The sequence below is a fragment of the Mesorhizobium sp. M0621 genome (genome assembly GCF_040320745.1).
Classification (GTDB): domain Bacteria; phylum Pseudomonadota; class Alphaproteobacteria; order Rhizobiales; family Rhizobiaceae; genus Mesorhizobium.
This window is the reverse complement of record NZ_JAMYQF010000030.1, coordinates 28,897-45,950: the sequence shown is the minus strand read 5'-3', so window position 1 is coordinate 45,950 and position 17,054 is coordinate 28,897. Positions and strand designations below refer to the sequence as shown.

Annotated in this window: 21 protein-coding genes and 4 pseudogenes; 14 read left to right on the top strand and 11 right to left on the bottom strand. The window is 59.8% G+C overall.

Translation table 11 applies throughout. From position 1 onward, the window contains the following. Positions 1 to 14 precede the first annotated feature (14 nt). On the bottom strand, positions 15 to 1,013 hold the full coding sequence (dusA, locus tag NKI38_RS20325) for a tRNA dihydrouridine(20/20a) synthase DusA (RefSeq protein ID WP_352659960.1): 999 nt from the start codon (positions 1,011 to 1,013) through the stop codon (positions 15 to 17). Positions 1,014 to 1,128: 115 nt separating this feature from the next. Here dusA and NKI38_RS20320 point away from each other — a divergent pair, with 115 nt between their 5' ends. Beyond that, on the top strand, positions 1,129 to 2,190 hold the full coding sequence (locus tag NKI38_RS20320; protein WP_352659959.1) for a site-specific integrase: 1,062 nt from the start codon (positions 1,129 to 1,131) through the stop codon (positions 2,188 to 2,190). A 356-nt stretch (positions 2,191 to 2,546) separates the two neighbouring features. On the opposite strand, the gene NKI38_RS20315 is transcribed toward NKI38_RS20320, so the two are convergent. Together NKI38_RS20315 and NKI38_RS20310 are read right to left on the bottom strand one after the other, a co-directional pair. Then, positions 2,547 to 2,903 (bottom strand): hypothetical protein, encoded by a 357-nt coding sequence (locus NKI38_RS20315; protein WP_352659958.1) that lies wholly within the window; start codon positions 2,901 to 2,903, stop codon positions 2,547 to 2,549. A gap of 377 nt (positions 2,904 to 3,280) precedes the next feature. Beyond that, on the bottom strand, positions 3,281 to 3,463 hold the full coding sequence (locus tag NKI38_RS20310; RefSeq protein WP_352659957.1) for a hypothetical protein: 183 nt from the start codon (positions 3,461 to 3,463) through the stop codon (positions 3,281 to 3,283). 292 nt (positions 3,464 to 3,755) lie between these two features. Here NKI38_RS20310 and NKI38_RS20305 point away from each other — a divergent pair, with 292 nt between their 5' ends. Next, positions 3,756 to 3,899 (top strand): ribbon-helix-helix domain-containing protein, encoded by a 144-nt coding sequence (locus NKI38_RS20305; protein ID WP_502899342.1) that lies wholly within the window; start codon positions 3,756 to 3,758, stop codon positions 3,897 to 3,899. A gap of 332 nt (positions 3,900 to 4,231) precedes the next feature. On the opposite strand, the gene NKI38_RS20300 is transcribed toward NKI38_RS20305, so the two are convergent. Both NKI38_RS20300 and NKI38_RS20295 read right to left on the bottom strand, forming a co-directional pair. Next, positions 4,232 to 4,417: a hypothetical protein gene (locus NKI38_RS20300; RefSeq protein WP_352659956.1), complete on the bottom strand. Its 186-nt coding sequence runs from the start codon at positions 4,415 to 4,417 to the stop codon at positions 4,232 to 4,234. 241 nt (positions 4,418 to 4,658) lie between these two features. Beyond that, entirely contained in the window at positions 4,659 to 5,306 is a 648-nt protein-coding gene (locus NKI38_RS20295) for a GGDEF domain-containing protein (RefSeq protein ID WP_352660008.1), read from the bottom strand. Between the two features lie 504 nt (positions 5,307 to 5,810). Here NKI38_RS20295 and NKI38_RS20290 point away from each other — a divergent pair. Further along, positions 5,811 to 6,005, top strand: a complete 195-nt coding sequence (locus tag NKI38_RS20290; protein WP_352659955.1) for a hypothetical protein — start codon at positions 5,811 to 5,813, stop codon at positions 6,003 to 6,005. 250 nt (positions 6,006 to 6,255) lie between these two features. On the opposite strand, the pseudogene NKI38_RS20285 reads toward NKI38_RS20290, so the two are convergent. Continuing rightward, positions 6,256 to 6,390 (bottom strand): annotated as a pseudogene (locus NKI38_RS20285) (ATP-dependent DNA ligase); the annotation flags it as partial. A gap of 297 nt (positions 6,391 to 6,687) precedes the next feature. On the opposite strand from NKI38_RS20285, the gene NKI38_RS20280 reads away from it, so the two are divergent. Both NKI38_RS20280 and NKI38_RS20275 read left to right on the top strand, forming a co-directional pair. Further along, positions 6,688 to 6,870: a DUF3606 domain-containing protein gene (locus NKI38_RS20280; protein ID WP_352659954.1), complete on the top strand. Its 183-nt coding sequence runs from the start codon at positions 6,688 to 6,690 to the stop codon at positions 6,868 to 6,870. Beyond that, positions 6,867 to 7,070: a hypothetical protein gene (locus tag NKI38_RS20275; protein WP_352659953.1), complete on the top strand. Its 204-nt coding sequence runs from the start codon at positions 6,867 to 6,869 to the stop codon at positions 7,068 to 7,070. The genes NKI38_RS20280 and NKI38_RS20275 overlap by 4 nt, the downstream gene beginning before the upstream one ends. Here the strand turns inward: NKI38_RS20275 and NKI38_RS20270 are convergent. Then, complete coding sequence (locus tag NKI38_RS20270) at positions 7,046 to 7,246, bottom strand: KTSC domain-containing protein (protein ID WP_352659952.1); 201 nt, start codon at positions 7,244 to 7,246, stop codon at positions 7,046 to 7,048. The genes NKI38_RS20275 and NKI38_RS20270 overlap by 25 nt on opposite strands. A gap of 432 nt (positions 7,247 to 7,678) precedes the next feature. Between NKI38_RS20270 and NKI38_RS20265 the strand changes: the two genes are divergently transcribed. Continuing rightward, positions 7,679 to 7,984, top strand: a complete 306-nt coding sequence (locus NKI38_RS20265) for a hypothetical protein (RefSeq protein ID WP_352659951.1) — start codon at positions 7,679 to 7,681, stop codon at positions 7,982 to 7,984. Between the two features lie 210 nt (positions 7,985 to 8,194). Next, positions 8,195 to 8,389 carry a hypothetical protein gene (locus NKI38_RS20260; protein ID WP_352659950.1) on the top strand — a complete coding sequence of 65 codons (195 nt, stop codon included), beginning with the start codon at positions 8,195 to 8,197 and terminating at the stop codon, positions 8,387 to 8,389. A 260-nt stretch (positions 8,390 to 8,649) separates the two neighbouring features. Here NKI38_RS20260 and NKI38_RS20255 read toward each other — a convergent pair whose 3' ends face one another. Together NKI38_RS20255 and NKI38_RS20250 are read right to left on the bottom strand one after the other, a co-directional pair. Continuing rightward, entirely contained in the window at positions 8,650 to 8,904 is a 255-nt protein-coding gene (locus tag NKI38_RS20255; RefSeq protein WP_352659949.1) for a hypothetical protein, read from the bottom strand. 120 nt (positions 8,905 to 9,024) lie between these two features. Then, a pseudogene (locus tag NKI38_RS20250) lies at positions 9,025 to 9,195 on the bottom strand (IS3 family transposase); the annotation flags it as partial. 2 nt (positions 9,196 to 9,197) lie between these two features. Here NKI38_RS20250 and NKI38_RS20245 point away from each other — a divergent pair. Together NKI38_RS20245 and NKI38_RS33535 are read left to right on the top strand one after the other, a co-directional pair. Continuing rightward, a pseudogene (locus NKI38_RS20245) lies at positions 9,198 to 9,383 on the top strand (IS3 family transposase); the annotation flags it as partial. Next, positions 9,357 to 9,518 (top strand): annotated as a pseudogene (locus NKI38_RS33535) (IS30 family transposase); the annotation flags it as partial. The pseudogenes NKI38_RS20245 and NKI38_RS33535, both read left to right, overlap by 27 nt. A 103-nt stretch (positions 9,519 to 9,621) precedes the next feature. On the opposite strand, the gene NKI38_RS20240 reads toward NKI38_RS33535, so the two are convergent. Next, positions 9,622 to 10,335: a hypothetical protein gene (locus NKI38_RS20240; RefSeq protein WP_352659948.1), complete on the bottom strand. Its 714-nt coding sequence runs from the start codon at positions 10,333 to 10,335 to the stop codon at positions 9,622 to 9,624. Positions 10,336 to 10,379: 44 nt separating this feature from the next. Here NKI38_RS20240 and NKI38_RS20235 point away from each other — a divergent pair, with 44 nt between their 5' ends. Continuing rightward, positions 10,380 to 10,709 carry a helix-turn-helix domain-containing protein gene (locus NKI38_RS20235; protein WP_502899341.1) on the top strand — a complete coding sequence of 110 codons (330 nt, stop codon included), beginning with the start codon at positions 10,380 to 10,382 and terminating at the stop codon, positions 10,707 to 10,709. 428 nt (positions 10,710 to 11,137) lie between these two features. Here NKI38_RS20235 and NKI38_RS20230 read toward each other — a convergent pair whose 3' ends face one another. Further along, on the bottom strand, positions 11,138 to 12,055 hold the full coding sequence (locus NKI38_RS20230) for a LysR substrate-binding domain-containing protein (protein WP_352660005.1): 918 nt from the start codon (positions 12,053 to 12,055) through the stop codon (positions 11,138 to 11,140). Between the two features lie 123 nt (positions 12,056 to 12,178). Between NKI38_RS20230 and NKI38_RS20225 the strand changes: the two genes are divergently transcribed. Genes NKI38_RS20225 through NKI38_RS20210 form a run of 4 tightly spaced genes read left to right on the top strand, consistent with a single transcriptional unit; the run spans position 12,179 to position 17,032 of the window. Continuing rightward, positions 12,179 to 13,219, top strand: coding sequence for an aromatic ring-hydroxylating dioxygenase subunit alpha (locus tag NKI38_RS20225; protein WP_352659947.1), 1,041 nt, complete (start codon positions 12,179 to 12,181; stop codon positions 13,217 to 13,219). Positions 13,220 to 13,272: 53 nt separating this feature from the next. After that, entirely contained in the window at positions 13,273 to 14,343 is a 1,071-nt protein-coding gene (locus NKI38_RS20220) for a 2Fe-2S iron-sulfur cluster-binding protein (RefSeq protein ID WP_352659946.1), read from the top strand. A 47-nt stretch (positions 14,344 to 14,390) separates the two neighbouring features. Further along, positions 14,391 to 15,509 (top strand): aminotransferase class I/II-fold pyridoxal phosphate-dependent enzyme, encoded by a 1,119-nt coding sequence (locus tag NKI38_RS20215; protein ID WP_352659945.1) that lies wholly within the window; start codon positions 14,391 to 14,393, stop codon positions 15,507 to 15,509. Then, positions 15,506 to 17,032, top strand: a complete 1,527-nt coding sequence (locus NKI38_RS20210; protein ID WP_352659944.1) for an FAD-binding oxidoreductase — start codon at positions 15,506 to 15,508, stop codon at positions 17,030 to 17,032. The genes NKI38_RS20215 and NKI38_RS20210 overlap by 4 nt, the downstream gene beginning before the upstream one ends. Positions 17,033 to 17,054 lie beyond the last annotated feature (22 nt).

Here is a 17,054-nt window from a genome sequence, read left to right as displayed (position 1 = left end):
TCCGGCTCCCGGACTTAGGCCGCTTCGGCCGCCACTCCACTGAACTCGACAGCCGCGAAAGCCGTCTTCAGCACGTCTGGTCCGGCGCCGGGCCGGGTCGCGTCGGTGGACAGTATCTGGCGGTAACGGCGCGAGCCGGGCAGGCCATGGAACAGGCCGACCATATGACGGGTGACATGGCCAAGCCGCCCGCCCTGCTCGATATGGCGAGCCGCATAGTCCGCCATGGCATCGATCAGCGCGGCGAAATCGAACGCCTCGGGCTGGACGCCGTAGAAGGCGGCATCGACGCCGGCCAGAATGCCGGGCGTATGATAGGCGGCACGGCCAAGCATGGCGCCGTCGACATGATCGAGATGCGCCTGCGCCTCTTCGATAGACTGAATGCCGCCATTGATGCCAATGAATTCATTTGGTTTTTTGGCCTTGAGCCGATAGACCCTGTTATAGTCGAGCGGCGGGATGTCGCGGTTTTCCTTGGGGCTCAGACCTTCCAGCCACGCCTTGCGCGCATGCACCCACAGCGCGTCGGCGCCGGCATCGAAAACACCATCCGCCAGCGCATCGAGGGCCGGCTCCGGATCCTGCTCGTCGACGCCGATGCGGCATTTGACCGTGACGGGGATCTTCACAGCCGCTTTCATCGCCGCGACGCAGCCGGCGACGAGGTCAGGTACCTTCATCAGGCAGGCGCCGAACGTACCCGACTGAACACGGTCCGATGGACAGCCGACATTGAGGTTGATCTCGTCATAGCCAAACGCCTCGCCAATGCGCGCCGCCTCCGCAAGCTTTTGCGGAGCGGAGCCGCCGAGCTGCAGCGCGACCGGATGTTCAGCGTCGTCAAAGCCAAGCAGCCGCTCGCGCGCACCATGGATGACGGCATCGGCCACTACCATCTCGGTGTAGAGCAGCGCATGGCTCGTCAACTGGCGATGGAAGAACCGGCAATGCCGGTCCGTCCAATCCATCATGGGTGCCACGGCCAGTCTATAGCCTTGATTTTTCAGCATTTTTTCTTTAACATCAAATCGTTAGAACCTGCCGAGTGCACACGAATTTACTCCAGAATACGACCCTTTTCGCCACGTTTCGATCTCTCAGTGCACACGGAGCGCACACGAAAAAATGCCCACCTATACAAAGCTCTCGTCCGGTTCCTGGCGTGTCCAAGTCCGTCGCAAAGGTCGCTACGTCAGCGAGACCTTCTTGCGCCGAGACGACGCACGACGCTGGGCAACGGACGCCGAGCGCCAAGTCGATCGCGGCGAGACGCCGACCAAGTCCCGTATAGCGCGCCTGAAAACCTTCGGCGAACTCATCGACCTTCATATCGACGACATGTGCGATGTAGGCAAGTCCCCTCGCCGCTCCAAGGCCGCAGCCCTCGATATGCTCCGAAGACATCTGGGCAAGTGCAATATCGCAGCCCTTGATCGCGAACGGCTCATTCGTTTTGGTCGCGACCGGGCCGCCCAAGGTGCCGGACCGATGACTCTCGGTATCGACATCGGCTTTGTAAAACTCATTCTGGCTCATGCCGCTGCGGTTCACGGCCTGCCCGTCAAAGTCGAACCGGTTGATCTCGCGCGTATCGCCCTGAAGAGGCTTGGCCTGGTTGGGAAGGGCCATCAGCGCGACAGGCGGCCGACGCAGGATGAACTCGACAGGCTCATCGGTCACTTCGATGCAAACCCTCGTCAAATTGCACCAGTTAGTGAGATCATACGTTTCGCCGTCGCAACCGCGATGCGCCAGGAGGAAATCTGCAAGGTGCGTTGGTCCGACTTGGAATCTCGCACGCGGATGCTTCTCATCCGTGACCGGAAAGACCCTCGAAACAAGAACGGCAACAATCAGCGCATACCGCTATTCGCGGCAACGGGATACGACGCGTGGGCCATTGTTGAGGAGCAGCGGGCAAAGCGCAGCAATGACGACGATCGAATTTTCCCGTTCAATCATAGATCAGTCGGCACCGCCTTCCGTCGAGGGTGCGCTGACCTGGCCATCCACGACCTTCATTTTCATGACTTGCGGCACGAAGGAACGAGCCGCCTTTTTGAAGCTGGGTTCACAATTGAACAGGTAGCGTTGGTCACGGGGCACAAGGATTGGACGATGTTGCGGCGCTATACTCACCTCAAGCCGGAAATGCTTCACACTCTCCAAGCGGCGAAGGCTGCGTAGTTGACGCGAGTGGCGGTATCAGACCGCAATCTCGGGGCGTTGAACGCCTCCGATGGATGGCCGCGGACGTGCGCCTATAAAACAGAGCCTCGATCGCTTCCGTCGGTAAAACGACCTACGGTTTTGTAAACCGAGGGTCGGCGGCTCGGGGCACCAGTACATTCAATTAGTTATAGTTAGGCAGCGTTGCCTCTGCGTTAACCAAGCGATGGTCGTTGGCCGGGTAACGTTTCGGCTAACACAAACGTGATTATCCATTGGCAAAGCCCGCCACGTGAGGCAGCGGGATTTGGTGACGGAGCCTGCCGCACATCTGGCGGCGGATCGACATTTGTTTAGGCTCTGGCTGCAGACAATTACTTATAGAACCAACGATCCCGACGGGGCTCATTGGCGTAGAGTGTGAAGCCTAGTAGCAGGCCAAGCGCAGCGCCGAGAATGAAGAGAGTCGACGCCGTACCCGGATTGTCCTGGACGGCACCGGAAACAGATTGAGCCCCGCTCCTAAGCGCTAGAGTTGTGCGCCCCGCCCGATCGGCAGCGCTTTCATACCAACCTGTGGCTTCCTCGACGGCCTCTTCGGCGCGCTCTGCCAGCGTCCGATTGATTTTGTTGATTTCCCGCTTCAATTGAGCGACCTGCTTCTCCAAGGCTTCCTGAGCTTCGCGCTGCGTCGGCCTCGGCGTCGCGGCTTCGTTTTGGTCATCGGCCATCTTCAGACTCCTTGGCTGTGAAATGCTCAACGACCAGCGACTGGGTAAGGTTCCCGTCCGCAAAAGCCTGCCACCTCTCGGCAGCGGGCCATTATTCCAGTCGGGAAATTTGATCAGACTGCTTTGCGCTCGCTCATCACCTTGCGGTGGCAGGCCGAAGCGGTTTCGGTCAAATTGCTCGGCCAGATCGCGGGCTATCCACAGAAGCTGCTGGACTTTGGCATCTGTGTCGCTTTGAACTGCTTCCGCGAAGATGACCCCATCAGCGTCTTCAGATTGGTGATGTCGCCTTCGAGGTCGTTCAGGTTGTCACTCGGGGCGCTCACGACTGTCCCTCGAAATAGGCCAGCCCAGCCGCCAGCAGCGGCCCCACGATGTCACTGCCCACGAACAGGCGGAATTCTCTTCGGCAATGAGCCGAAGCGCTTCCACAGCGCCCTCACGGGTCGTTGCCGGTGTTCCCATTCCCCGAGCACAGCCAAGGGCGGAGCATAGCTCTGCTCGGCGTAGGCGTCGGCCGCGTCGGTGTCGTCCGGTGAATAGGCGTTGTAATCGGCCATGCCAGCACGATACGCGCTGATGGCGTCTAGGAGTGGATCGTGAGCGGCGGCTTGTGCCATGGCATCGCGGCAAGAGCCGCGGCGGCAGATAGCCCGCCCAGCGGGGCCAGGCGGCCATTCAGGGTGGCAGCGGGCATACCTTCGGCGGCTGCCCGGACATGGGATCTTCTCCAATTCGGTTTGTATGAAGCTCTGGCGCTTCCGCAAGAACGGGAATTCTGATATCACGGTTTTTATGCAAGAAACCGTGATATCAAGGAAACGGCGGGGACCAGTCCCAACTGGAAAGGGCGTGCCGATCATGGTCCGCCTTCAACCGGACATGCTCGCGGGCGTCGATCAATTTGTTGCCGAGCATGATGTTTCGCGGCCTGAAGCTGTCCGATTGATCATTCGTGACTGGTTGATCAGACACCAGGTACTGAAGGCTGAGTGAAAACCGGGCCGACGACTGACGCTGCTCGCGTTCGCGCTCAACTGGCGCGATGCTGCTGCGCTGTCACGATCCTTGCAACAACATCTCCGGTCTTTGCTGATGCTGATACCATGGCCGGATCAGAACCGCCTGTACGGCCGAATTGGCTTTGCTTCGCCTATATATTAGCAGAGCGCACAACCTTACAGCCGGCGCTTAGGCAACGGCGCCGGTTAGGTCTGGTATTTGCTGCTCCCTCGCTCGCGAGAGTCGGGCGGCACGAGACGCTATCCGAACGTCGGCTTCCGGTCGCGGTTGCACCTGCCCACATCGCGCCGTCGGCGGGCAATTTTCTAGTTCTCCGCATGGCTAAAAACGACGGTGCCGTTTTCCTTGCGAATTTCAACGGACACGATTCCATCGTCGCCCTTCCGGGTCTGAAACATGGAAATTGCATGATCCTTTGCCGTTTTCTCGGCGTCGAACATTTCCTTGGCGACGATGCCCTGTCGTCCATACCAGATGACAGTAAAGGCCATATTCGCTCGTCCCTTCGCGGCAGCCACCAAGGGAAATGGTATGCTGGTTGGGACGGAAAGTCACACAATGAAACCAAGCGGCGTTGACGCCGATCTGCTGGAATGGTCGTACGGAAGTAGGCGCTATCCAGCCGTAGGCGATTTAACCGGTCCTGTGGTGTTCCACCGGATGAACTCGACTTCCTTCCCGGTGACTTCCCGCATGGCTTTTAACAGAACCTCATGCAGGACGCGCGTCTGTCTATAGTGGTCGCAATGCGGCGATATGAACGGCCAAGCCTTGCGACCAGGATGACTGATGGTCGAACGAAACGCGGTTCCGCCCCCGTTGTTTCGCTTCAAAAAGGCAGCGCCCCGCAGCGCGTAGGACATCCTGAGGATCTGCATCGCGAGGGATTTCTGCACCTCCGATGCTGACAGTCACCCTCACCCCGTCTTGTTGCCCTTTGATCCAGGGAAGCCCCTCGATATGCCGACGAATGTTCTCCGCGATTGTAATCGCGCGTTCTTTGCGCACGTCTCGCAGCAAGACCCCGAACTCTTCGCCACCAAGGCGGCCGATGGAGTCGCCGGGGCGTGTCGTGTAGACGAGCGCCTTTGCAATCCGAAGCAAAGTCTCGTCACCCTTGGAATGTCCATGCTTGTCATTGACTGAGGAGAAGTGATCCGGATCGATCAGGAGAAGCGTGTCGTATTCTCCTTCGTCGCGCCTTCGGTCCATCCTTGCGATGAATTCACCGCGGCTGAGGAGGCCCGTCATTTGATCGTGGCTCGTTACGAAGGTCAGCCTCTCGTGCGCCTCCTTCAGGGCCGTATGCGACTTCTCCAACTTGTCACATGTATCTTGGATCGTTTCCGCCTGGTTGAAGATGTAGGAAGCGACGGGCATACCAATGAAAATGGGGATGAACGTACATTCCACCCAACTCAGCCAGTCGATCGGCATCTGCAATGCGAGTCTGGCCGTAAACGACAGGCCGAAGGTCGCGACGACTGCAATTATCGTCACGACTATTGATTTGCCCAGAATACGCTTGGTGCGCGGCGTCATATAGTTTCTGTAGCCATTGGCGCTGAACAGGCCGTTACCAAGTCGTATAAAATCACTCTGGTCTTTGAGACACAGACGCTCCGCGTGACGTGCCAAGCAAGTATGCGTTGTGGTTCGAACGTCCGGAATATCTGTGATATCGAAGAAACCGCCGGCGTCTCTGGGCGACAGAAGGCGGCCCGAAATCCGGTGTTGGCCCCAGTTTTGGCTGAAGAGCGTTAGCTGATGCTAAGGGTTTGCGCCCAACAATAAGAATCGAAGCAACGGCTCAACTGGCGCGGGGTGAACCAAACGAATTAGCCCGGCTCTAGGTTGATGGATGCCGCTCGAAAGGAGGATGTTATGAAACTAGCTGCTGCAATCCTCCTGGCCACAGCGACTATGATCGGTGTAGCCGTCGCAGACGAGGACGACGATTGTATCGACCGCGTGCTCAATACGGCGGCAAAGATCATGAAACACCAAGTGGTTAAGGACGCAGCCAAGGCGCTCGACGAAGCGCGCAGAAAGTGCAGGCTTCCGCCGGGTCTAACCTAAACTTAAACTAGCGCGAAGCGACGTTCGGGCGGGAACGAAGTCTTCCTCGCATCGAGAACGGTTCCGCCCATAAGAACCTTGCAATCCCAGTCAACACCCTGGCGGCCTTACAAAACCGTCGGTGAGGCGGTCGTGAGCCATTGCGACACCTTTTGAGAGTCGCCCGCCCGAGGACAATAATCCTATTTTCCCTACGTCTTGTAAAGCGCGGTCGATGGAAAGCCATCACGTGAGGGAAGACCAGAATGATGATCCTGGTTCCGTCGTCATCGATGATCATCTGCGATCGGTAGCCGTCGAACTTGACCTCGTGAATCCAATCATGGCCCTCTGGAGGCTTCTCCACCAAGGTCGGCATCAACGGGGGGATGAACTTCAAACGCATGCACTGACTCGCGAACCGCGATTCAATTAGCACGCACTTAATTAGTTCCGGAACATTTTAACGAATCGTTGACCGCGCTGTCCCAGAATAGGACGGCGCGGTCAAACCCCAACCGGACTGCGCAGGCGGCTTCGGCATTCAGTGCCCGCCGAACTGTCGGAGCCGCCACCCACATCCCACACTATACCAGCAATGGTTGAATCAACCGTTACTGCGTGCATTAGAGGGGACACCGCCAGTCGGCGAGCGGAACCTTGGCGAACTTCTTCTGTTGTGTGAAAAGAGGAGGCGATGCCCATGGCAGACGACAAGAGCAAACGTGATTTCCGCGACCGGGTGCCTGGCGGCCAGGAATATGAAGTCGGCTACTTCGCAAGTAAATTTGGCCTCACCATACCGGAGGTCAGGGAACTCATCGAAAAGTACGGCAATGATCGGGAGACGCTGGAACGAGAAGCAAAAGCGCTGGGCAATAGATGACCAAGCTATCCGACCTTGGGCCGCCGATCCTTGGCAAGCAGCACGGCGGCGGTCCGGCTGACGAGCGCGACAATTTCATGATTTGCCCGGTATGCGGCCAGCGACTCGACATGCGCGACTTCCGCCAGGTCGCTTGGCACGATCAGCCCGAACATGAGCCGTTGGAGTTGGAGCTCTATGTCACCAGCCGGAATGCGTAGCGGTTGCGGACGTGGTCGTTGAAATAGCGGCCCTTGGCAAAGGCGGATTTGAACGCGGTGAAGGTCTCAAGCGGTACGTCTAAGAACTCGTAATGCTTCCCGCTAGCTACAAACCAGACCGAGAGAACCCTGTTGTTCGGGTCATAGTCGAACTTGCGTATCGAGGTCGACGGCATGGCGTCCAACGGGTGGCGGAGGGGTTGGTTGCATCACCAGTTCGCATCGTGCTGACCGTCGTCACCATGCGCTTCTCCTTTCGCGAACTTCTGGCATCCAATCTTTCGAAGCTGTGGCGGAACTCGCCCGACGCCGATTGATGCGCCGACGCAATCGCTGCCCGTCGCGAGCCCTTACGAGGAACGCTGGCGTTCAGAGGGTGAAGTGGCGTGCGCGGAGCGGCGGACTCTCTTACACACCGCAGCTTGCGCCAGTCCTTTTGCGCCATTGGGCCGACCCACGGGAACATGCCCTTTTGTTCTGCCATCGTGGCGGCGGGGTCGGCACTATCTTTTCAGGCGTCGTCTGGTCGTCCATTCCGAAACAAGCTGCTGGGATATATTATGTTCCGCTTATATTGACGGGGCGTTCTTGCGCTCCAGAATCAGCGAATGGCGAAGGGCATTAAAGTTGGCGACGAGGTCGCAATCGCTGCTGCTGTGCGCAGGCGCGTCACCGAAGACCGGGTGAGCGTCTCGATCACCTCTTATGGATTTCCTCACTCGATCGTCGACCGGACTACAAACGTGAAGAAGGGTCAGCCAATCGAGCTTATCGGCGACGTTACTCACATCGATGGTGATCTGGTCACGGTGAATGTTGGCGTGCCTGTAACAGTGAACATGGACACCGTGCGGATGGTGACGCCGTACTCACCTGCGAAGCGGAAAACTGTACTGATGGACAAGCCGACATGACGAAGCTTTCAGACCTCGGCAACCCGATCCCTGGTTCCCGGCGTGGCCGCCGCCCGATCACGATGCCTATAATTTCTATAAGCGCCCTGTGTGCGGCAGTTAGTCGAGATGCGCGATCTGCGGCAAGTGATCTGGCACGATCGACCGAAGCATAAGCCGCTGGAACTCGGGGCGAGATGCCATGTATTGTTGTGCAAAGGAGTCGAATCCGTGGCACCAGACACGACGGCCTTCATCGTCAACGACGTTCTCGACAGCGCCGAGTATGCCGATCATCGGTTCATAGTTACGGTGGTAAATGCACCAGGCGATCGCCTCGATCTCCACCTAACACTTGATCTGGGGGAGCTACTTTGCGAGCGAATCGCCGAAGCAATTGAGCGCCGCTACGGCAGGGCATCTTAGCAGCCTTTCGGCTTTAGTTGCAGGATTGCTAATGTGCCAATAGCCTATTCAACGCGGGGGCCCTAAGTGGCCGGCACGTCTACCCAAAAAGTGCCAACCCGTGTCGGCCATTTCCTCTACGGCTGGGCAGCGCCGACATTTCATAAGCGGACATGCTAGGTACCGCGTACATGCCACAAAAAGGCCCTTGTGCACTCGCCGTGCGCCGGGGCTTTTTAGTTTCGTGAATTTTTTATCGGGGTGCTGCGGGCGGGCGTTTGCTACCGTTGGCCATTTAGCTCCAACCCCCATGGCTTGGTAGCCGGAAAAGGCAGCACGTTACTGTCGGGCTGGCGGGTTTGGAGTTCCCGATAGAGATGAATGAGCATCACCATCTCGGCACTGCCGACTATCGATTTTGACGGCATGACCGCCAATAGCGCTTCCAGCTTATCTTCGTCCATTGTTGCGAGATGGGCCTTAAGAACCTCAATGCTGTCGCCAAGTGCTGCAAGCAATCCGGCTGCTGTTTGCATGATTGACCCTCGCCCCAACCAAAGACAATTGCAAATCTATGGACTGCAAGAATCGGCCCATCAAGTTGATTTTCGATGTACGAGTTGGATTGGTCTGCTGCCTGTTTTTCGGACACGAGGTTAAGCTAGCATAGCTTGTTCCTCGAACTCGACAGGGCTCAGATAGCCCAGCGTCGAGTGCCTTCGCCGAGGGTTATAGAAGCGCTCGATGTAATCGAACACATCCGCCCTCGCGTCATCATCTCTCGTCCTGTAGACCTTGCGGGCTGTCCGCTCGGTCTTGAGCGACGCGTGAATCCGCCGAATATACGAGCGAGCAGTTCCAGCGACTGATGGCCGACCACGGCATCACCTGTTCTACGAGCCGGTCGGGCAACGGCTGGGACAACGCTGCGATGGAGAGCTTCTTCTCGCTGTCGTCGCAACACTCTGAAGTGGAGGTTGCGATGAGCATTCGAAAGCGGCGATCGGCAAGGTCTGGAGGAGCGCCATTACCTTCACCAGAGCGGCCGCCTGTGGCGGGGCGCGATGGACAGATTAGATACTGGAGGGCGATCGCCGCGGGGCTGAGCAGCGAAGATGCTGCGCCCGAAGCCGGAGTGTCGCAGCCTATACTCACCTTGCCCGAAGAGCTACGCCGTTCGCTGACTTGGGATCAGGTAGCCGATGTGTACGCTTCAGCCGCCTTTTCCGCGCCGCCGCCTTGGACGGCTAGGGCTAAACCCCTACCCTTCCCTTTCCGGGTCCCGTCGGTCTGGGCGCGGACGAAAAACAGTCTCGATCTGCCGACGCGAGCGCGCCTGCTTGGCCCAGCCGCATGACATCATCCAACGCTGAGCGAATCTGCGGCCAGGGAAACTCTGCGCCTCCTTCCCGCACCTCGCTCTCAAGGAGCACAGCATTCAATTTGGCCGCTAAGCCGGTAAGGGAGGTCGCAGGTGCGGCAGCCAAGGCTTCGAGCAATTCTTCGGCTCGATCAGATGCCTTCCTTTCCGCCTCTGTCACAGACGAATAGCCAATTCGCCTTGCGGCGGCATCCCAGCGTACTTGATGAGTCGCCAAACGGGCTTCTGCCTCGGCGCGAACGTCATCGGCGTCGGGGTCAGCGCCGAGCAACTCGCGGAGTGCCCCGACGGAATGGATCGTTACATTCTCGCCACCGGGCAACTGGACGGTCGCGCCAGGGTAGCCGACGGCCTCCACGAGCGTGCGTTCCATGTGCGCACTTTGATCGCAGAGGCGCTCGGTCAGTTTGTGAGCGTTGTACCATTCTCGCCCAATCGCCAGCGCGGGATCGGAAGGTACAACTGTTTCCGGCGCCTTTCCGGCTAAAGCACTTCTTTCCCATCCTAAGATTGCAATCGCCGTTGCACCAAGTACCCTCCTGCGGGTGACGAATGACAAAGGCGTGATATTGTCGGAATCAGCCATGATCCGAGCTCCCTGAAGCTAAGGTTGTGGTTAGGTCGGAATTGGTGTTCGAGCACCTTTTCCGGCCGTTTTTTGTGCGGTTAAAGACTACAGGTTGGAACGTGAACGGGCAACAAGAATCATCACCTCGTGATGAAATACACCCAATCCAGTGCAGGATGGCTCGAGCAGCTCTTGGCTGGGGCATACGTGAGTTAGCCGAAGTGGCGCGCGTTGCAACGCAAACGATTACCCGTCTGGAACAAGGCGATCATCTCAAATCCAAAACGCTTCAGGCTATTCGTGCCGCCTTCGAGGCCGCAGGAATCGAGTTCATTTCACAGAATGGAGGGGGACCAGGCGTGCGCCTCGCCCGTCGACTGGACGACAACTGACACAACCAACAGCCGTTCTGCGATGGAGTGTTTCCGAAGCGTTGTCGGGATCGGATAAGCCGGACTTTTAGTCTGCTAAGGGGCCGAGAGCCGACCGACCGCTAGCGGCGAAAGAAGCGCGAAAAGCGGAGTTTGATCGAGATTTCTGGGGCAAACTGAAGCAGTCCACGGGACTGCGCACCTAGGCGCTTCGTGGTCGAAGATGTTTCGACAAAGTAGCCCGTCGTCACTGTGCCATTCGCGCATAACGTTATCCGGACGTTTGATTCCGAACATCGTGTTCGGACGCGAAGACGGTATAACGGTCGTTTACTGCATATCAGTCAGCCGACCACAATGTCTGGATCTTCAAGACGCTGATGCGCGCGATTCGGCTGCCGAACCATCCGTGCCCAGACCCCGATATGCGTCTCCAGATCAGTGTTCGACTATCCCGCTAAGGTTGCGCCCAGTCGTTTGGAAATCGAAACAATCCAGGCTCGCAACTCAGGGCCAAAAGGCTTCTCCAGAATGGCCCGATCCCAAGCCAAGAAATAAGGTTCCGGCAGCCTGATCCGCTTGTCGAACGGGGCGACGAGCCTGCCCGACGCGATATCGTCGGCAGCCATTGACAGTTGCGCCAGCACAAAACCCCTTCCGTTGGCCGCCGCATCGATCGCCGCGCTCGACAAGGAAAAGGCTACTTCGCCGGATGTTCTGCGGTGCACCGCGCCGATGCTTTCGGCCCATTCCGCCCATGTCGGTGGCGAGCGGTGGTCGCGAGCCCATTCGATGCTGAGAAGCGGCAGATCGAGAATATCGGCGGGCTTGCCGACTGGATGTTTCGCCAGCAGCGTCGGCGAGCAGGCCGGCACCACCCAATCGGTGAACAGTTCGGTGTAGTGCTCGAAGTCACGATATTTGGTACCGTAGGAAATACGGAAGTCGACCTGTTCGGCGTCCAGCCGGGGCTCTGTCTCGGCGCCCACCAGCCGCACAGTCGCGCCGGGGTGGTCGAGCTGCCAATCCAGGAGCTGCGGACCGATCCATTTGCTGGCCAGCGACGGCAGGCAGGAGATGGTCAAAGTGTCCGCGGAGCGGGCCCGTTCGATGACATCTTGGGCCTCGCGAATGTGTTCGAAGCCGACGGAAACCGCTGCGTGGTAAACGCGGCCCAGCGCGGTAAGGGCGACACTTCTGCCGCGCCGTTCCAAAAGCCTCGCCTCCAGGGCGTCTTCGGCCTTGCGTATCTGCTGGCTGACCGCGCCGACGGAGACGCCGAGCTCGTTGGCCGCCGCCGTCACGCTGCCACGCCTGCCGAAAGCCTCGAAGGCCTGTATCGCACGTAGCGGGGGCGTCTTGTTCACCTGGGCAACGATCCTGGGGTCAGCTTGATTTAGTTTTTCTAAAATAGAACGCAGATGCAAGCCCTATGTCGTCCCGAGCCCGCAAGATATTCGTTTAGGCGTTCACAAGCTCGGGAGGACGCCATGTTTCTTCGAAACTGCTGGTACGTTGCCGCATGGGACCATGAGGTCGCCGACAGGCTGGTGCCGACCCGGATTCTTGGCGAGGATATTGTCCTCTATCGCCGGACCGATGGCGTGGTGGCGGCGCTCGAGGATGCCTGTCCGCACCGCAAGTTGCCGCTGTCCATGGGCCGCATCAAGGGCGACACTGTCGAATGCGGCTATCACGGGCTGACCTTCGACAGCACGGGGACCTGCACTCGGGTCCCGGGCGCGGAAAAGATACCGCATGTTGCATGCGTTCGTTCCTATCCGATTGCCGAACGTTACGGCCTGCTCTGGATATGGATGGGCGAAGCCGAAAAGGCCGACCCCGCGCTGATTTTCGAGGTCGATCATTGGGGCGATCCTGCCTGGGGTGTCAACCGCGGCGAGTCTATGTTGCTTGATTGCAATTATCTCTACATGACCGACAACCTGCTCGATCCTTCCCATGTGTCGTGGGTCCACCAGTCCTCCTTCGGCGGCGTTCAGGCGATGGAGGACGCGCCGCTCGAAACCACCGTGGGCGCGAACGGCGTGACCGTGTGGCGCTGGGTTGTTGATGCCGCGCCGGCGCCCTTCTATGCGCCCTTCCTCAAATTCTCCGGCAATTGCGACCGCAAGCAGCACTACGAGGTGCGCTACCCCTCCAACGCCATCATCAAGGCGATCTTCGTACCGGCCCGTACCGGCGGCGAGGGCAAGCCGCTCCACGAGGACGTGTTCCTCATGGACAGCTATAACTTCATGACGCCGGTCGATGAGAACCAGACGAAATATTATTGGTTCCAGATGCGCAATTTCGCCCCCGATGACCTGGAGGTTTCGCGCCAGTTCGCCACCTCCGTGCGCGGCGCCTTCGACGAGGACCGTACCGTGCTCAATGCCGTCCACAAAGGCATGGCAAACAAGCGCACGCCCAATCTTGATCTCAAGATTGATGTCGGGCCGCTGCGCTTTCGCCGCAACCTGGCCAAGCTGATCGCCAGCGAGAGCCAGCAATTGGCGGCTGCCGAATGAACGCATTCACCGCTCGCGACACCATCGCAAGGAGCGGATTTCGCGACCTGAAAGTGGTCGCGAAGGTGCGTGAAAGCGCCATCATCACGTCGTTCCATATCGAGCCGGTCAACCCACAAGACTGGCGCGGCTTCGAGCCGGGCCAGTTTCTGGTGTTCCGGATTCCGGCATCGCGGGAGGCAGCCGGCGAAAGGGGATATGTGCTGCGCAACTACAGCGTTTCCTGTTCCCCAGACACCACGCGCTACCGGATCAGCGTGAAGCGTGAAGCAGCACCCGCGCCGGGGCTGCCCGACGGGGTAAGCTCGTGCTTCCTGCATGACCGGATCGAGGTGGGCGATGTGCTTCAGGCCGAAGGGCCGCGCGGCGATTTCGTGCTCGACAAGGCCAGCAACCGCCCGGTCGTGCTGCTCAGCGGCGGTGTCGGGCTGACGCCGATGGTGTCGATGCTGCATGCGCTGGCTTCGATGCCGGACCGCCGCGCCATCTTCATCCACGCTTGCGAGAACGGCGACGTGCATGCGTTGCGCGACGAGGTTACCGGCCTTGTAGCCACACGGCTTGGCCTGAGCGCGCACTACTGCTACCGGTCCCCGTCCGAGCGCGACAAGGCCGAGCAGCGCTTCCACAGCGAAGGTATGATTTCGCGGGACGTGCTGCAGCGCCTGCTGCCGATTGATGACTATGATTTCTACCTTTGTGGTCCACCGCCGTTTATGAAGGCGATCTACGCCGTGCTGCGCGAGCTTGGCGTGGCTAAGCATCGCATTGCCTACGAATTCTTCGGCCCCGCGACGGTGCTCGAGCCTGATGCCGAGCAGATTCCCGCGGTTCCGGCGCAGCCGGCAAGGATCGAGCCTGCAGGGGAAGCGACAACCGTGGAATTCCAGAAGTCGGGCCTGACGGCTGTCTGGGATGGCTCGGCGGCATCGCTGCTCGATTTTGCCGAGGATCAAGGTCTGTTGCCGGAATTCAGCTGTCGAGCCGGGATCTGCGGCACATGCAAGTCGCGGCTGGTCTCGGGCGACGTCGCCTATTTCGAAGAGCCGCTGGACGAGCTTGGGGCAGGCGAAGTGCTGCTGTGCTGCTCCAAGCCGCGCGGATCAGTCGTCCTGGATATTTGACAAAATCGTGATGCCGCGCATGGGCGCGGGGAAACGGAAGTCGGAATTTGGAACAGTCGGTCAAACCAGCATCGAGCTTGCCGCTCAATCCGCATATCGCCGCCTTGCCGCCCTACAATGCCGGCATGAACATCGCGATGGCGCGGGCGCTGAGTGGCCGCCACGACATCGCGCGGCTGGCCAGCAACGAGAACCCGGAGGGGTGTTCTCCCGCCGTCATGGCCGCATTGGCCTCCTCATCCTTCGAGCCATGGCGCTATGCCGATCCGGCCTGCGCGGCACTGCGGTCGGCGCTTGGCGAAAAACTGGCGGTCGATCCCGTCCTGATCGTCGCTGGCAATGGTTCCGAGGAGATGATCGCCGCCATCGCGCGCGCCGTCCTGGTGCCGGGCGCCTCAGTCGTCACGGTACCGAGCTTCGGCCTGCATGAGATAGAGCCGCTGGCGGCCGGTGCCGATGTCATCAAGATTGCGATGACACCCGAAATGGGGTTCGATCTTGCCGCCCTCGAGATCGCGATCACCGCCGGGCCACGGATCGTTTTCATATCCTCGCCTTGGAACCCGGTCGGGCCGGGTCTGGACCATCCGAGCCTGCAACGGCTGATCGCCGCCGTGCGGCCCGGCACGCTTCTTGTCCTAGACGAGGCCTATTTCGAATTCGCCGATCCCGGCGCGCCCGACGGCATCGAGGCCCTGCGCGACAGCGGCATCGACCATGTAGTGCTGCGGACATTTTCGAAGGCCTATGGCCTGGCGGGACTACGCGTTGGCTATGCTGTCTGTTCCGGCCTCGAACTGGCAAGAGTGATCGCAGCCGCCAAGACGCCGTTCAACGTCAATGCGGCGGCGCAGACCGCCGCCATCGCGGCACTCGCCGACGAAAGCTGGAGGAAGGCGTCGGCGGGCCGCATCAGGACCGAGCGCGTGCGCACCGCCGCCGCGCTTGCCGGCCTTGGCTTCGGGGTTGCGCAGTCGCAGACAAACTTCCTTTTCTTCGACTGCAAGAGCGACAGTTCGAGCCTTGCCGCGGGTCTCCTGAAGCAGGGGATCATCGTCAAGGCGTGGCGCGAAGCCGGCTACGAGCAATATCTGCGCGCTACCATTGGCTTGCCGGCTGACAACGACCGGCTGATTACAGCGCTTCAGGGATTGGCAGCGCGATGAGCGGCCTCGCATCTCCCAGCCAAACGAACTGCATCGAGCAAGCGGTGCCGCTGTCGGTTGTCGCCGCGATCCGCGATGTCGTCGGGGCGTCGAATGTGCGGACTGGTGACGATGCCGGGACGATCGAGCTTGATTCGAACGAGATGGATTGCGGCGCCGGCATTATCGTTGCGCCTTCATCGACCGACGATGTCGCGGAGGTGGTGCGCATCTGCCGCCAGAACGATATTCCCATCGTGCCGCAGGGCGGGCGGACCGGCCTGGTCGGCGGCAGCGTTTCGCGGCCGGGCGAGATCGTTCTTTCTCTGGCACGCATGAACCGGATCGAGCGGCTCGATCCCGTCGAACGCGTGGCGGTCGTCGGTGCCGGTGTTACCCTCGAAGCTTTGCAGTCTGCCGCATTTGAGCGCCGGCTGGAGCCCGGTATCGATCTTGCCGCGCGCGGCTCGGCGACGATCGGCGGCATGGTGTCCACGAATGCGGGTGGCGTGATGGCTTTTCGCAACGGTGTCATGCGCCACCGCGTGCTTGGTCTGGAGGCCGTCCTGGCCGACGGATCGGTCTATTCCGATCTGACCCGGGTGGTGAAGAATGCCGCCGGCTACGATCTGAAGCATCTCTTCATCGGCGCCGAGGGCACGCTTGGCATCGTCACCCGCGTGGTCGTCAAGCTCGACCCTTCGCCGCGAGCCACCGCCACCACCCTTTTCGGCCTGCCGTCGGTTGAAGCGGCTCTGCAGACCATTCGTCTGGCGCTTGAATCGGATGCCGGGCATCTGCGCGCGGCGGAAGCGATGTGGACCTCGTATTTCAGCCTGGCCGCCGCCGCGCATGAATGGTCCGAACCCAGCGTGCCGCTCGATCAGCCGCTGTTCCTGCTGCTGTCGCTTGGCGGCGCGCGCGAAGAGGCGTTGCGCGAGGATTTCGAGCGCATCTATTCGGAAGTGATGGAACGCTATCCCGAAGCCACCGGCATCATTGCCGGTTCGCGGCGGCAGGAAGACGACCTGTGGCGGCTGCGCGAGGACACCAGCGTGCTTTATCGCGTCCATCCCCATGCGCCGTCCTTCGACGTGTCGGTGCCGTTGTCGGAAATTCCTGCCTATCTAGACAGAATCCTGCCCGGTCTTGCGGCGATCGAACCGGGTCTGGCACCCTATGTCTTCGGGCATCTGGCCGATGGGAACCTGCATATCATCCTCAATCGTCAGGGTCCGCTGGCGTCTGACATGGCGGAGGCTGTCGAGGGCGTCCTGTATCAACAACTCAGGGAGATTGGCGGTTCCTTTTCCGCCGAGCACGGTGTTGGGTCGAAACGCATCCATTCCTTGTTGGCGACGGCTGACCCGACGAAGCTCTTCGCGATGGAACGGGTGAAACGAGCGCTGGACGATCGGTCGATCATGAACCCCGACAAGGTGCTTCCCTCCGACGCCTGGTTCGTCCGGTCCTCCAGGCCATCCCTTTCAGGCAAGGAGCGCCGATTGCCACCTCAGAACGCGAGCGATCACAACGATGAATAGCCCCACGGTGGAACGACAGGGA